This window comes from Acidovorax sp. M14, from assembly GCF_049331375.1.
In the GTDB taxonomy this organism is placed as follows: domain Bacteria; phylum Pseudomonadota; class Gammaproteobacteria; order Burkholderiales; family Burkholderiaceae_C; genus Acidovorax.
Window position 1 is genome coordinate 3,168,512 of the sequence record NZ_CP186263.1, and the last position, 13,329, is coordinate 3,181,840.

11 protein-coding genes and 1 tRNA gene are annotated in these 13,329 nt (G+C 64.4%); 4 read left to right on the forward strand and 8 right to left on the reverse strand.

Annotation, left to right across the window (positions count from 1 at the left end):
* The first annotated feature begins 93 nt into the window (after positions 1–93).
* Positions 94–648, forward strand: a complete 555-nt coding sequence (gene efp, locus ACOYR4_RS14760) for an elongation factor P (protein WP_015014732.1) — start codon at positions 94–96, stop codon at positions 646–648.
* Positions 649–781: 133 nt separating this feature from the next.
* Here efp and rimO read toward each other — a convergent pair whose 3' ends face one another.
* The 5 genes from rimO to ACOYR4_RS14785 form a co-directional block, all read right to left on the reverse strand.
* A complete protein-coding gene (rimO, locus tag ACOYR4_RS14765) occupies positions 782–2,173 on the reverse strand; it encodes a 30S ribosomal protein S12 methylthiotransferase RimO (RefSeq protein WP_422847124.1) in 1,392 nt (463 codons plus the stop codon).
* A gap of 149 nt (positions 2,174–2,322) precedes the next feature.
* A complete protein-coding gene (gene phaR / locus ACOYR4_RS14770; protein WP_015014734.1) occupies positions 2,323–2,883 on the reverse strand; it encodes a polyhydroxyalkanoate synthesis repressor PhaR in 561 nt (186 codons plus the stop codon).
* 280 nt (positions 2,884–3,163) lie between these two features.
* Positions 3,164–3,240 (reverse strand) — tRNA-Val (locus tag ACOYR4_RS14775).
* A gap of 114 nt (positions 3,241–3,354) precedes the next feature.
* Positions 3,355–5,568, reverse strand: coding sequence for a RelA/SpoT family protein (locus ACOYR4_RS14780; protein WP_422847125.1), 2,214 nt, complete (start codon positions 5,566–5,568; stop codon positions 3,355–3,357).
* A complete protein-coding gene (locus ACOYR4_RS14785; RefSeq protein ID WP_422847126.1) occupies positions 5,565–6,533 on the reverse strand; it encodes an alpha/beta fold hydrolase in 969 nt (322 codons plus the stop codon). The genes ACOYR4_RS14780 and ACOYR4_RS14785 overlap by 4 nt, the downstream gene beginning before the upstream one ends.
* A gap of 115 nt (positions 6,534–6,648) precedes the next feature.
* Between ACOYR4_RS14785 and ACOYR4_RS14790 the strand changes: the two genes are divergently transcribed.
* Entirely contained in the window at positions 6,649–7,431 is a 783-nt protein-coding gene (locus ACOYR4_RS14790; RefSeq protein ID WP_422847127.1) for a 3-hydroxybutyrate dehydrogenase, read from the forward strand.
* Positions 7,432–7,538: 107 nt separating this feature from the next.
* Here ACOYR4_RS14790 and ACOYR4_RS14795 read toward each other — a convergent pair whose 3' ends face one another.
* Positions 7,539–8,252: an SIMPL domain-containing protein gene (locus tag ACOYR4_RS14795; RefSeq protein WP_209820109.1), complete on the reverse strand. Its 714-nt coding sequence runs from the start codon at positions 8,250–8,252 to the stop codon at positions 7,539–7,541.
* A gap of 217 nt (positions 8,253–8,469) precedes the next feature.
* Here ACOYR4_RS14795 and ompR point away from each other — a divergent pair, with 217 nt between their 5' ends.
* Both ompR and ACOYR4_RS14805 read left to right on the forward strand, forming a co-directional pair.
* A complete protein-coding gene (gene ompR, locus ACOYR4_RS14800) occupies positions 8,470–9,201 on the forward strand; it encodes a two-component system response regulator OmpR (protein WP_015014739.1) in 732 nt (243 codons plus the stop codon).
* A gap of 6 nt (positions 9,202–9,207) precedes the next feature.
* On the forward strand, positions 9,208–10,737 hold the full coding sequence (locus ACOYR4_RS14805) for a sensor histidine kinase (protein WP_209820107.1): 1,530 nt from the start codon (positions 9,208–9,210) through the stop codon (positions 10,735–10,737).
* Positions 10,738–10,799: 62 nt separating this feature from the next.
* Here the strand turns inward: ACOYR4_RS14805 and gudD are convergent, their stop codons facing one another.
* On the reverse strand, positions 10,800–12,161 hold the full coding sequence (gene gudD, locus ACOYR4_RS14810; protein ID WP_422847128.1) for a glucarate dehydratase: 1,362 nt from the start codon (positions 12,159–12,161) through the stop codon (positions 10,800–10,802).
* A gap of 175 nt (positions 12,162–12,336) precedes the next feature.
* Positions 12,337–13,326: a Bug family tripartite tricarboxylate transporter substrate binding protein gene (locus ACOYR4_RS14815; RefSeq protein WP_422847129.1), complete on the reverse strand. Its 990-nt coding sequence runs from the start codon at positions 13,324–13,326 to the stop codon at positions 12,337–12,339.
* Positions 13,327–13,329: the final 3 nt, after the last annotated feature.

Sequence of the window (13,329 nt, forward strand, 5' to 3'; positions counted from 1 at the left end):
CCTGCGCACTTTCGCCGCAGAACATGCACCGGCGCGCAAACCAGGCGGTTTGCCAGCCCGCGCGTTGAGCGGCCCCAACCCAAGCAACTTGCTATGAAAATCGCTCAAGAAATCCGCGCCGGCAACGTCATCATGCACGGCAAGGACCCCATGGTGGTCCTGAAGACCGAATACGCCCGCGGCGGCCGCGGTGCAGCCACCGTGCGCATGAAGCTCAAGAGCCTGATCGGCAACTTCGGCACCGAAGTCGTGTTCAAGGCCGACGACAAGATCGACAACGTGATCCTGGACAAGAAGGAGTGCACCTACTCCTACTTCGCCGACCCCATGTACGTGTGCATGGACACCGAGTACAACCAGTACGAAGTGGAAGCCGAAAACATGGGCGACTCGCTGAACTACCTGGAAGACGGCATGGCCCTGGAAGTGGTGTTCTACGACGGCAAGGCCATCTCCGTGGAACTGCCCACCAGCATCGAACGTGAAATCACCTGGACGGAACCTGCCGTCAAGGGCGACACGTCCGGCAAGGTGCTCAAGCCCGCCAAGATCGCTACCGGCTTCGAAGTGGCCGTGCCCCTGTTCGTGAACCAGGGCGACAAGATCGAAATCGACACGCGTACCGGCGAATACCGCAAGCGCGTCTGAGGCACCTTCTGCCCCAGTCACAAAAAAGGCTTCCCTCGGGAAGCCTTTTTTATGGGTCATTTTTGGGGACTGGCGCCTGACGGACAAGCGCCTCAAGCTATCAAAAAAATAGCATTCAGCCCCTGCAGCACCGTCACACCGGCACGGCGACCAAGTCGTGCCCTTGCGTGCCCACGACGCGCGCCCTGGTGAACTCGCCCACCTTGAGCTGCTTGCTGATTTTCTCGGGTGGCAGCAGGTGCACCACGCCATCAATCTCGGGCGCATCGGCATAGCTGCGGCCCCGGCCGCCCTTCTTGCCCATGGCAGGCGCATGGTCCACCAGCACCTGCATGGTCGCGCCCACGCGGCGCTGCAGCTTGGCAATCGAGACTTCCTCGGCCACCGCCATGAAGCGGGCGCGGCGCTCTTCGCGCACTTCCATCGGCAGCATGCCGGGCAGCTCGTTGGCAGCGGCGCCGTTCACATCGCTGTAGGCAAAGCAGCCCGCGCGGTCGATTTGCGCCTCGCGCACAAAGTCGAGCAGGTGCTGGAACTCTTCTTCCGTCTCGCCCGGAAAGCCCGCAATGAAGGTGCTGCGGATGACCAGCTCGGGGCAGGCCTCGCGCCAACGCAAGATGCGCTCCAAGTTGCGCTCGCCGCTGGCGGGGCGCTTCATGCGCTTGAGCACGTCGGGGTGGCTGTGCTGAAAGGGCACGTCCAGGTACGGCAGCACCTTGCCCGTGGCCATGAGTGGGATCACCTCGTCCACGCTGGGGTACGGGTACACATAGTGCAGGCGCACCCAGGCACCATAGGGTTCTGCAATCTCGCCCAGCGTCTGCACCAGCTCCAGCATGCGGGTCTTGACGGGCTTGCCGTCCCAGAAGCCCGTGCGGTACTTCACGTCCACGCCATAGGCCGAGGTGTCCTGGCTGATCACCAGCAACTCTTTCACACCGCCTTCAAACAAGGCCTTGGCCTCGCTCAGCACGTCGCCAATGGGGCGCGACACCAGATCGCCGCGCATGGACGGGATGATGCAGAAGGTACAACGGTGGTTGCAGCCTTCGCTGATCTTGAGGTAAGCGTAATGCTTGGGCGTGAGCTTGATGCCCGCGATGCCGAAGCTGCCGGGCACCAGGTCTACGAACGGGTCGTGGGGCTTGGGCAGGTTCAGGTGGACCGCATCCATCACCTCTTGCGTGGCATGGGGCCCGGTCACGGCCAGCACGCTGGGGTGCATCTGGCGCACCATGTTGCCGCCATCGTCACCCGTGCGGGCGCCCAGGCAGCCGGTGACGATGACCTTGCCGTTCTCGGCCAAGGCTTCGCCAATGGTGTCCAGGCTTTCTTTCACGGCATCGTCAATGAAGCCGCAGGTGTTGACGATGACCAGGTCTGCGCCCTGGAAGGTCTTGGAGGTTTCGTAACCCTCGGCGCTCAATTGCGTGAGGATCAGTTCGGAATCAGTCAAAGCCTTGGGGCAGCCCAGGCTGACGAATCCGACTTTGGGTGTTTTGGTGGGGGCAATTGCTTCGCTCATAGCCCCGTATTGTCCCAGTTCCCGCGCAAGGCCGGTAAGGTGATCCATTCAGTTCCCTGCTGGCCACCGTCGGAGCGAGAGCCGGGCACCCGTCAAATCGCGGCGGCGACCCCGGAAAGACTGCCCCTGCGGGTCGGCGGCTCAGAGGGTCAGCGCTTGATGCCAAATGCTCCCAGCATCTGCTCCGTCTGCTTTTGCATTTGCTCCTGCATCTGGGCCAGCATGGTCTGCGATTGCTCGACATAGTTGCCCATCATGCCTTTGAGCATGGGCGACTGCAGGCTCATGAATTGCGACCACATCTCGGGCGTCACGCTTTGCGACTGCTCAGCCAGCTTGGCCTGCACATCGGTAAAGGCCTGGACGTTCTTCTCCAGATACGCGCCCATGAACCCCTGCATGGCATGGCCGTAGAAGCGGATGATGTTGGCCAACACCGCCTCGGTGAACATCGGGGCGCCGCCCGCCTCTTCTTCCAGAATGATCTGCAGCAGGATGCTGCGCGTGAGGTCTTCGCCCGTCTTGGCGTCGCGCACCACCACGTTCTGGTGGTCCATCACCAGCTGGCGGACCTCGGCCAGCGTGATGTAGGTGGAGGTGTCTGTGTCGTACAGACGGCGGTTGGGGTACTTCTTGATGACACGCTGGGTCGATTTGGACGCAGCGCTTTTCGGTTCGGACACAACGAACTCCTCGGGCTCAAAACCCATGTATTGCAGTGCAGCACATTCTAGGGAGACTGCTGCGCGGCAGCGGCAAAGGAATACCCTGATGATGTCGGGCACCAATGTGTCGCGTGGGCGACTGATGCGCGAGGCGCCGTATGACGCGCAGCCTTTTACGCTCCGCGCCCCAACAAAAGCCCAGGGCGCAAGAAGCTAGAAGCACAAACGAAAAAGCCACCTTGCGGTGGCTTGCTGCGTGAACACCGGTTGCGGTGCTGTGCCAAGTTTTTGTCAAACTGAAAGCTGGTCTCTTTCAGAGAAAACTTGGTAGGCGCGATTGGACTCGAACCAACGACCCCCACCATGTCAAGGTGGTGCTCTAACCAGCTGAGCTACGCGCCTGTCGTTATCAAGACCATGATTATAGCCATAAAAACAGCCTTTCAGACTCGACGCGCTACAAATCACACAATGCGCGGGGAGCGGGCTCACAGGCAAGCCTGTGCGCGCCTTGCTTCAACGGCGGCGGGCAGAACGGACGCCCTGCACGCCCGCCACAATGCCCAGCACCTTGTTCAGGCGGCCCGAGTCCGACACTTCCACCGTGAAAGTCATCCAGGCCGTGCCTTTGACGGACTGGGTCTGCACACCGATCACGTTGGTTTTTTCGCGCGCAAACACTTCCGAGATATCGCGCAACAGGCCCTGGCGGTCGGCGGCTTCCACCGCCACGTCCACCGGGTAGACAGCGGTCGATGCTGAAGGCTTGGGCGCTCCCCATTCCACATCGATCACGCGTTCGGCATTGCGTGCCGCCATCTCGCGAAAGTTGCTGCAGTCGGCACGGTGCACGCTGACCCCCTTGCCGCGCGTGACAAAGCCACGGATGGTGTCGGGCGGTGCCGGCTTGCAGCACTTGGCCAGTTGCGTCATCAACGAGTCGATGCCCACCACCAGCACACCGCCCTTGGGGGCCGAATCGTTGGTGCGGGTTTTCTTGAGCAGCAGGTAGTCGTCGGGCTGCAGCACGGGCTCGGGCGGGCGCAGCACCGTTTCGATGTTGCGCAGCGAAAACTCGTCCTTGCCCACCACTTCAAACAGTGCATCGGCCGACTTGAAGCCCAGCTGCACCGCCAAGTCGTCGAGCTTGACGGCAGTTTTGCCCTCGCGCTGCAGCAGCTTCTCGACCGCCTCGCGGCCCCGGGCGATGGTCTCGTGCGTGGCCTGGGCGTTGAACCAGGCGCGCACCTTGGCCTTGGCGCGGTTGCTGGTGAGATAGCCCAGCTCGGCATTGAGCCAGTCGCGCGAGGGGCGCCCTTCCTTGACGGTGGAGATTTCCACCGTCTGCCCGTTCTGCAGCGGCGTGTTGAGCGGCACCATCACGCCATCGACCTTGGCCCCCCGGCAACGGTGGCCCAGGCTGGTGTGCACCGAGTAGGCAAAGTCCACCGGGGTGGCGCCCTGAGGCAGCTCCACCACGGCCGCATCGGGGGTCAGCACGTAGATGCGGTCCTCGAACAGGCCCCGGTTGGGCAACGCGCCGGCTAGGTCCCGTTCCCATGCCAGCAACTGGCGCAGCACGGCGATCTTGGCGTCGTACTCGCCCGTCGCAGACACGCCCGCATAGCCTTTGGCGCCTGCCTCCTTGTAGGCCCAGTGCGCCGCCACACCATGCTCAGCGTGTTCGTGCATGGCCTGGGTGCGGATCTGGATCTCGATGGGCTTGCCGTTGTCGTCCCGCACGATGGTGTGCAGCGACTGGTAGCCGTTCGGTTTGGGCTTGGCGATGTAGTCGTCAAACTCCTCCACGATGGGCTTGAACTGCTCGTGCACCCAGCTCAGAGCGGCGTAGCAGTCCTTCACTGTGGGCACCACCACGCGCAGCGCGCGGATGTCGAACACCTGGTCGAAGTTGAGCGACTTGCCGCGCATCTTCTTGACGATGCTGTAGATGTGCTTGGGCCGGCCCGCGACGGTGGCGCTGATGCTGCGGGCGCGCAAATCGGATTCGAGCCGCGCGCGCAGCTGCTCCATGTAGACCTCGCGCTCGCCGCGCTTTTCGTCGAGCAGGCGGGCCACCTCCTTGTAGGTGTCGGGCTCCAGAAAGCGGAAGGACAAGTCTTCCAGCTCCCACTTCACCTGCCAGATGCCCAGGCGGTTGGCCAGCGGCGCAAACACCTGCAGCGACTCGCGCGCCAGGCTGGGCGACACGGGGCGCTTGCTGGCCGCGTGGAAGCGCAGCGTTTGCAAGCGCGAGGCCAGGCGCAGCATCACCACACGCAGGTCGCGCGAGAAGGCCAGCAGCATCTTGCGCACGTTCTCTGTCTGCACGGCCGGGTCGTCCAGCGGCGCGGCCGCGCGGGCCTGCTGCTGCACGCGCATCAGCTTGGTGGTCTCCACGGCCAGCGCGGCAAAGTTGGCGCCAAACGCCTTGGCGATCACTTCTTCGGGCTTGTTCAGGTGGATGCAGGCATGCACCAGATAGCTGGCCGCCTGCATGGCTTCAGAGCCGCCAATGCCCTTGAGGATGGCGGCCACCGCATCGGCGTGGGCCAGCGTGTTCTCGCCGGAGTCGAGCGTTTCGCCCGCCATCAGCGGTTCGGCAAACGCGCGCGCACGCGCCAGTGCGTTCACCTGCTCTGGCAGGGTGTGCGCCGTGGCGGCGATGAGCTGGGGGACAGCGTCGGCCTGGGGGGTGAGAGACGCTGGCGCAGGAGGGTTGGTTTTCATCCGGCCACAGCACCTTCTGCCGCCAGCAAGAAATCCACAACTGCGGCGACCTGGTCTTCAGCCACGAGCGTGGGCGCGTGGCCCACGCCTTCAAACTCCACCACACGGGCATGGGGCCCGCGCTGCGCCATGGCCTGCGCCGTCTCGCGCGAGAGCAGGTCGGACTGCGCACCGCGCAACAGCAACGTCCCGGCCGTGATGTGGTCATACAGCTGCCACAGCGCCGCCTCGCCCTCCACTGCTGCCTCCTGCGTCAGCGTCTTGAAAGGCACGGCAATCGCCGGGTCATAGTGCAGCGCCAAGCCGCCTCCGGCGGACTGCGGCAGCTCACGCACCATGGCAAGCGACAGCTCCAGCCACTGGGCGGGTGTGTGGGGGCCAAAGCTGGTGGAGATGGCCCACATCGCATCGGCCGCCTGCTGCAGCGATACAAACCGCGCGGGCTGCCCCAGATACTGCCCGATGCGCTGCAGCGCCTGCCACTGGATGACGGGCCCCACATCGTTCAGCACCAACCGGCGCACAGGCACCGGCAAAGGCAGGCCCGGCTGGCCGGTGATGCCCATGCCGATGAGCCCACCCATGCTCGTGCCCACCCAGTCCAGAGTGGTAATGGGGGCTTGCTGGTGCAACTGCGCAAGCAATGCCAGCATGTCCGCTGCGTATTGGGGAATCTGGTAGCCCATGGGGTCGGCCAGCCAGTCGCTGCGGCCTCGGCCCACCACGTCGGGGCAGACCACCCGTGCATGCTGGCTCAGCACCCGGGCCAGCACGTCGAAATCCCGCCCCTGGCGCGACAGGCCATGCACGCAGACGATGACATGCGGGTGCACCGGGTTGCCGGTGGCGTTCCACTCCCAGTACGCCATGCGGTGCTGCTGTGCGGGAGCGGGTGCGCGGTCTGGAGTATCCGGCGCAGCCGCGGGGCCTGGGCACAGTACGTAGTTCAGCGTAGGTTCAATCATGGGTGCGAAATCCGGGGGCAGCGCTCGATAATGCCGTGGTCGTTGGCACCCATTGCTTGCCCTTGGGTGCCGACTTTTTCTTGCGTTGCATCGTAATTCATTCGGAGAGACTCCCATGCTGAAAGGCAAAACTGCCCTCGTCACCGGCTCCACCAGCGGCATTGGTCTTGGCATCGCCAAGGCCCTGGCGCGCCAGGGTGCCAACATCGTGCTCAACGGCTTTGGCGATGTGGATGTCCCGCGTGCCGAAGTGCTGGCCGCCGGTGAGGCCGCAGGGGCCCAGGTGGCGTACCACGGCGCGGACATGAGCCGTGTGGCAGACATCGAAGACATGATGAAGTACAGCGCCAGCCAGTTCGGCCGCGTGGACATCCTGGTCAACAACGCAGGCATCCAGCATGTGGCCAATGTGGAGAACTTCCCCGTTGAGCGCTGGGATTCCATCATCGCCATCAACCTGACCAGTGCCTTCCACACCTCGCGCCTGGCCCTGCCCGCGATGAAGAGCGCCAACTGGGGCCGCATCATCAATGTGGCGTCGGTGCACGGCCTGGTGGGATCGGCCCAGAAGTCTGCTTACGTGGCCGCCAAGCACGGCATCGTCGGCCTGACCAAGGTCACCGCTCTGGAAAACGCCACCACGGGCGTGACCTGCAATGCCATCTGCCCCGGCTGGGTGCTGACGCCGCTGGTGCAAAAACAGGTGGATGCCAAGGCCGCTGAACATAGCATCTCGAACGAAGAAGCCAAGAAGCTGCTGCTGGGCGAGAAGGAGCCTTCCATGCAGTTCACCACGCCCGAAGAGCTGGGCGAACTGGCCGTGTTCTTCTGCTCCCCCGCCGCCAACAACGTGCGCGGTGTGGCGTGGAACATGGACGGCGGATGGGCTGCTCAGTAAGCCGGCGCTGAGCAATCGCTCTGCTTTTGATAGCTGCCAGCGCTTATTGCACTGGCGCTTGCAGCCATTTTCACCTCAAACAGGGCAAATCAGCGGCCCGGGCGCCCTCAGCGCATCTGCACTGAGCCCGACACGTTCACCGTGACCTGGGCCTTGCCCGCTTCCACCGGCACAGCAGAGTCCGAGAACGACGCCACCTTGGCCTCGGCCGCCATCATGCGGGGTCGGGGGCCGGGCGACATTTCATTACTGTTCACGGCCACTTCGCGCAGGCTGTAGTTGGCAAATCCAAAGCCCTTGGCCAGCTCGGCGGCCCGGGCCTTGAACTGCTCGATGGCCTGGGTCTGGGCCTCGGATTCCACCTTGGCGCGGGCTTCGCGCGACAGGCCAAACGCGACCTGGCTGATCGCAAGGGTCTGGATCTTGCCGGCAGTGGCCGTGATGCGTGCAAAGTCACGCCCCTCCAGCACCAGTTCGGCACGTCCCTGCCAGCCGTTGATCTTGCCGTCCTTGCCGTAGCGCGGGTACAACCCGAACGGGCCGGTGCGCACATCCAGCTGACCGGGCTGAGCATTGCGCTTGGCCTCCGTCAGGGCCGCGTCTAACGCCTGCTTGAGCTGGGTCTGCACGGTGGCCGCATCGGCAGCCTCCTTGCTGGTAGCGAGGTTGAGCACCAGCAGATCCTGCTGCACCTCCACCGTGCCTGTGGCCGACAACTGCACCACATTGCGCAGCTCAGGCGCTGGTGCATTTTGGGCAAACGCGGCGCTTGCGCAGGCAATCAATGCACTGGCAGCTATCAATTTGGTAGTGTTTTTCATCATCAAACGGTCCTTGTCATCGGTGCACACCCCGGTTGCCAGGCGTGCGGGACACCACCTTAACCGCTGCGCGCGACGCCCTTGACAAAGCCATGTCGCACGAGGTGCGAAGCTGGGCAAAACTTGTAACATTTGGTCAAACCCGGCCTTCAAACCCGAACTTCGGCGTTCCAACTGGTCAGAATTGGCTCTGTTACAAATTGGACTTGAGATCAACATGGCCACAACACCCAATCGCACCGACAAAGTTCTGGTAGTGGACGACGACGCCCGCATCCGCGACCTGCTGCGCCGCTACCTCACCCAAGAGGGTTTTGAAGTCATGGTTGCCGAAGACGGCAAGGCCCTCAACCGCCTGCTGCTGCGCGAAACGGTGGACATCATCGTGCTGGACCTGATGATGCCTGGCGAAGACGGTTTGTCGATCTGCCGCCGCCTGCGCGCCGCCAATGACCGCACCCCCATCATCATGCTCACTGCCAAGGGCGAGGACGTGGACCGCATCGTGGGCCTGGAAGTGGGCGCCGACGATTACCTGGGCAAGCCCTTCAACCCGCGCGAGCTGCTGGCCCGCATCCACGCCGTGCTGCGCCGCCGCCCTGCGCAGGAAGCCCCGGGCGCCCCCTCGGGCGACAACGAAGTGGTCACCTTTGGCCCCTTTACCTTCGACCTGGGCACCCGCGCTCTGCAGCGCAATGGCGAAGAGCTGCCCCTGACCACCGGCGAATTTGCCATGCTCAAGGCCCTGGTGCGCCACCCGCGCCAGCCCCTGTCGCGCGAAAAGCTGGCCCTGCTGGCCCGCGGCCGCGAGTTCGAGCCCTTTGACCGCAGCCTGGACGTGCAGGTATCGCGCCTGCGCAAGCTGGTGGAAGTGGATGCCGCAGCGCCCCGCTACATCCAGACCGTCTGGGGCGTGGGCTACGTGTTCGTACCGGACGGAACGAGCTGATAGTTCATGGCCAACACTGAGGGCAAGCCGAGATCTTCGTCCCGCAAGTCTGTCACCGCCCCTTCCGACGCCACCAGCCCTGCTCCGCTGGAGGCCATTCGGCGGGCGCGGGAACAGCGTGCGCGCGTCGGTCTGAACCTTTTCTGGCGCACGTTTTTTCTGCTGGCCCTGCTGCTGGTGGGCAGCATCCTGGCGTGGTTGCAGACCCTGCGCGCGCTGGAGTTTGAACCGCGCACACTGCAGACGGCGCAGCAGATTGCATCGCTGGTCAACCTGAGCCGCGCGGCGCTGGTGCACTCCGACGCCATCGCGCGCGTGTCGCTCATCAAGACCATGGCCGACCAGGAGGGTGTGCGCATCCTGCCGCGCGAGCCCAAGGACAAGTACGCACTGCTCGATCCCACGGCCCTGGGCAACCGCCTGACCGACGAGCTGACCATGCGCCTGGGCCCGGACACCATCGTGGCGCAAAGCGTGAACGGAGAAAACGGGCTGTGGGTCGGCTTCAACATCAACGGCGACCCCAACTGGCTTTTGATGGACCGCTCGCGCTTCAGCCCGGCAGGGGGACGCACCTGGCTGATCTGGCTGATCACGGCCGCCGCGCTGTCGCTGGCCGGTGCCGCTGCCATTGCGCGGCTAATCAACCGCCCGCTCAAGCAGCTGTCCTATGCGGCCAACCGCGTCAAAGACGGTGACTTTGCCGCCAGCCACCTCGACGAAGAAGTGGTGACCAGCGAAATCCGCGAGGTGAACATCGGCTTCAACCGCATGGCCCAAAAGCTGGCCAAGCTGGAACAGGACCGCGCCGTGATGCTGGCGGGCATTTCGCACGACCTGCGCACGCCGCTGGCGCGCCTGCGGCTGGAAACCGAGATGAGCGTGACCGACGAAGTGGCCCGCGAGCACATGGTGGCCGACATCGTGCAGCTCGACGCCACCATCGACAAGTTTCTGGACTACGCACGGCCCGACCACGTGACGCTCACCCCTGTGAACCTGCATGCGGTGGTGTCATCGTGTGTGTATGCCGTGCAGGACCACCGCGAGCTGCAGATCACCATGGCGGTGCCGGAAGACCTGAACGTGCTGGCCGATGAAGTGGAGCTGGCCCGGGTGATCTCCAACCTGCTGGAAAACGCCCGGCGCTACGGCAAGAACGAGGACACGGGCATCACCAACGTGGACATCGCCGCCAAGAGCCGCGAAAACTGGGTGCTGATCAAGCTGCGCGACCATGGCCCGGGCGTGCCGCCCGAGCAACTGTCCAACCTGACCAAGCCATTCTTCCGGGGCGACTCGGCACGCACGGCGGCCGCGGGCGCAGGCCTGGGACTGTCGATTGTGGACAAGACGGTGCAGCGCATGGGCGGCATCTTTGCGCTGGCCAACTCCAGCACTGGCGGCCTGGTGGCCCACCTGCAACTGCAGCGCGCCACCAGCCTGCCCGAGGGGGTGGACCCCAAGCAGCGCCTGCAGCGCCCGTCCGTCAAGCGCCAGTTGCCCCGGCGACGGGCGGAAGACCGGATGGCGTGATCCCCCTGCCCTGCATCAACAACAAAGCCCTCCATTGGAGGGCTTTGTGTTTTTCACCCACCTCAGCGCACCATACAAGGCGACTTGTTGTTGAACTTCCAGCCGGGGATCAGGTACTGCATGGCGATGGCATCGTCGCGTGCGCCCAGGCCATGCTGCAGGTACAGGCGGTGGGCGCGCTCAACCTCGTCCATGTCCAGCTCCACCCCCAGACCGGGCTTCGCGGGCAGGTCGATGAAACCATTCTTGATCTGGAACGGCTGCTGGGTCAGGCGCTCTCCGTCCTGCCAGATCCAGTGCGTGTCGATAGCCGTGACGCGCCCCGGCGCGGCAGCGCCCACATGGGTGAACATGGCCAGCGAAACATCGAAATGATTGTTGGAGTGCGAGCCCCAGGTCAGGCCGAAGGCCTGGCACATCTGCGCCACACGCACTGATCCGGCCATGGTCCAGAAATGCGGGTCTGCCAGCGGAATATCCACCGACTGCAGCGCCAGGCTGTGCGCCATTTCGCGCCAGTCGGTGGCCACCATGTTGGTAGCGGTGGGCAGGCCGGTGGCGCGGCGGAACTCGGCCATCACCTCGCGGCCCGAGAACACGCCTTCTGCGCCGCAGGGGTCTTCGGCATAGGCCATCACGCCATGCAGGTCGCGCGTGAGGCGGATGGCGTCTTTCAACAGCCAGCCGCCATTGGGGTCCAGCGTCACGCGCGCTTCGGGGAAGCGCTCGTGCAGCGCGCGGATGGCCTCAACCTCTTCCTCGCCGCGCAGCACACCGCCCTTGAGCTTGAAGTCAGCAAAGCCATAGCGCTGGTAAGCGGCTTCGGCCAGGCGCACGATGCCCTCAGCCGTCATCGCCTTTTCGTTGCGCAGGCGGAACCAGTCGTTGTCAGCGCCGGGCTCGGTGCGGTAGGCCAGATCGGTCTTTGCCCGGTCGCCCACATAGAACAGGTAGCCCAGCATTTGCACCGATGTGCGCTGCACGCCGTCGCCCAGCAGCGCGGCCACGGGCACGCCCAGGTGCTGGCCCAGCAGATCGAGAAAGGCCGACTCCACCGCCGTCACGGCATGGATGGTGATGCGCAGGTCAAAGGTCTGCAGGCCACGCCCGCCCGCATCGCGGTCGGCAAACTGGGCGCGCATGGCATTGAGCACGGCGTTGTGGTGACCCACGGGCTGGCCCACGATGAGCGGTCGCGCATCTTCGATGGTCTGGCGGATCTTCTCGCCGCCGGGTACTTCACCCACGCCTGTGTTGCCCGCGCTGTCACGCAGGATGAGCAGGTTGCGCGTGAAGAATGGACCGTGCGCGCCGCTCAGGTTCATGAGCATGCTGTCGTGGCCCGCCACAGGCACCACGCGCAGCTCGGTGATAACGGGTGTGCTGGTGGCAAAGGCCTTGGAGGGAATGGAAGGTGTGTTCATGGTGGTATTGGATTGCGAAGGCGGGAGTCAGGCGATCCGGTCGAAAGCGCGCGGCCGATGCCAGAACCGCCGCGCAAGGGCCGCCCCGCCGCGCTGGCGGTGTCCCCCTTCCCAAACTACGCAGTAGTTCGAGAGAAGGGGGAAGGCGCGAAGCGACTCAGGGGGTTGTAACGAATTAATCAGCGGTGATTTTTCGGGTCTCGATCACGGTCTTCCAACGGGCAAATTCGCGCGCTTGGTAGGCGGTGAAGGCTTCGGGCGTGCTGCCGACAATCTCCAGGCCCTGGTCCAGCATGCGCTTTTTCACGGCAGGGTCGTTGATGGCTGCGATGGCGGCGTCCGCGAGCTTCTTCTTGAGTGCAGGTGGCAGGCCCTTGGGTGCGGCCATGCCCTGCCACGAATACACCTCGGCACCGGTCACGCCGGCCTCAGCCAAGGTGGGTACATCGGGCAGCACGGGGCTGCGCTTGTCACCCGTTACAGCAATCGCATGCAGCTTGCCCGCGCGAATGTGCTGCAGCACGGCGTTCACGTTCTGGAACGAGAACTCCACCTGTCCGCCCAGCAGGTCGTTGATGGCCGGCGCGCCGCCCTTGTAGGGGATGTGCAGGCCTTCCGTGCCGGTCTGCTGCCAGAACACCTCGGCCGAGAGATGGTCCGAAGAGCCGTTGCCCGAGCTGGCAAAACTCACCTTGCCCGGGTTGGCCTTGAGCTGGGCGATCACCTCCTTCACGGTGCGCGCCTTCTGTCCGGGGGCTGCGACCAGCACGTTGGGTGCCTGCACGGGCACGGTGATGTAGTCAAAGTCCTTGAGGGCGTCGTACGGCACGCTCTTGAGCAAGTGCGGCGCCACGACAAAGGCACCCAGCGACGACACCAGCAGCGTGTAGCCATCGGCTGGCGCGCGCTTGACCATGCCCGCGCCCAGTGTGCCCGTGGCACCCGGGCGGTTGTCCACCACGAAGTTCTGGCCCAACTTGTCGCCCATGTGGAGGGCCATGGCGCGGGCCACCATGTCGGTGGAACCGCCGGCCGGGAACGGCACGACGATGGTCACGGGTTTATCGGGCCAGGTGGTAGCAGCGGGCGCGGCGGTCTGCGCAGATGCGGCAAAGGCAAGGCCACAGGCGGCAGCTACAAGCAACAGTTTCTGGGCAACGAACATGAG

Coding starts and splice junctions, on each gene's coding strand:
- ACOYR4_RS14805 (WP_209820107.1), top strand. CDS start 9,208: ATGGCCAACACTGAGGGCAAGCCGAGATCTTCGTCCCGCAAGTCTGTC.
- efp (WP_015014732.1), top strand. CDS start 94: ATGAAAATCGCTCAAGAAATCCGCGCCGGCAACGTCATCATGCACGGC.
- ACOYR4_RS14785 (WP_422847126.1), bottom strand. CDS start 6,533: ATGATTGAACCTACGCTGAACTACGTACTGTGCCCAGGCCCCGCGGCT.
- phaR (WP_015014734.1), bottom strand. CDS start 2,883: ATGGGTTTTGAGCCCGAGGAGTTCGTTGTGTCCGAACCGAAAAGCGCT.
- rimO (WP_422847124.1), bottom strand. CDS start 2,173: ATGAGCGAAGCAATTGCCCCCACCAAAACACCCAAAGTCGGATTCGTC.
- ACOYR4_RS14795 (WP_209820109.1), bottom strand. CDS start 8,252: ATGAAAAACACTACCAAATTGATAGCTGCCAGTGCATTGATTGCCTGC.
- gudD (WP_422847128.1), bottom strand. CDS start 12,161: ATGAACACACCTTCCATTCCCTCCAAGGCCTTTGCCACCAGCACACCC.
- ACOYR4_RS14815 (WP_422847129.1), bottom strand. CDS start 13,326: ATGTTCGTTGCCCAGAAACTGTTGCTTGTAGCTGCCGCCTGTGGCCTT.
- ACOYR4_RS14780 (WP_422847125.1), bottom strand. CDS start 5,568: ATGAAAACCAACCCTCCTGCGCCAGCGTCTCTCACCCCCCAGGCCGAC.
- ompR (WP_015014739.1), top strand. CDS start 8,470: ATGGCCACAACACCCAATCGCACCGACAAAGTTCTGGTAGTGGACGAC.
- ACOYR4_RS14790 (WP_422847127.1), top strand. CDS start 6,649: ATGCTGAAAGGCAAAACTGCCCTCGTCACCGGCTCCACCAGCGGCATT.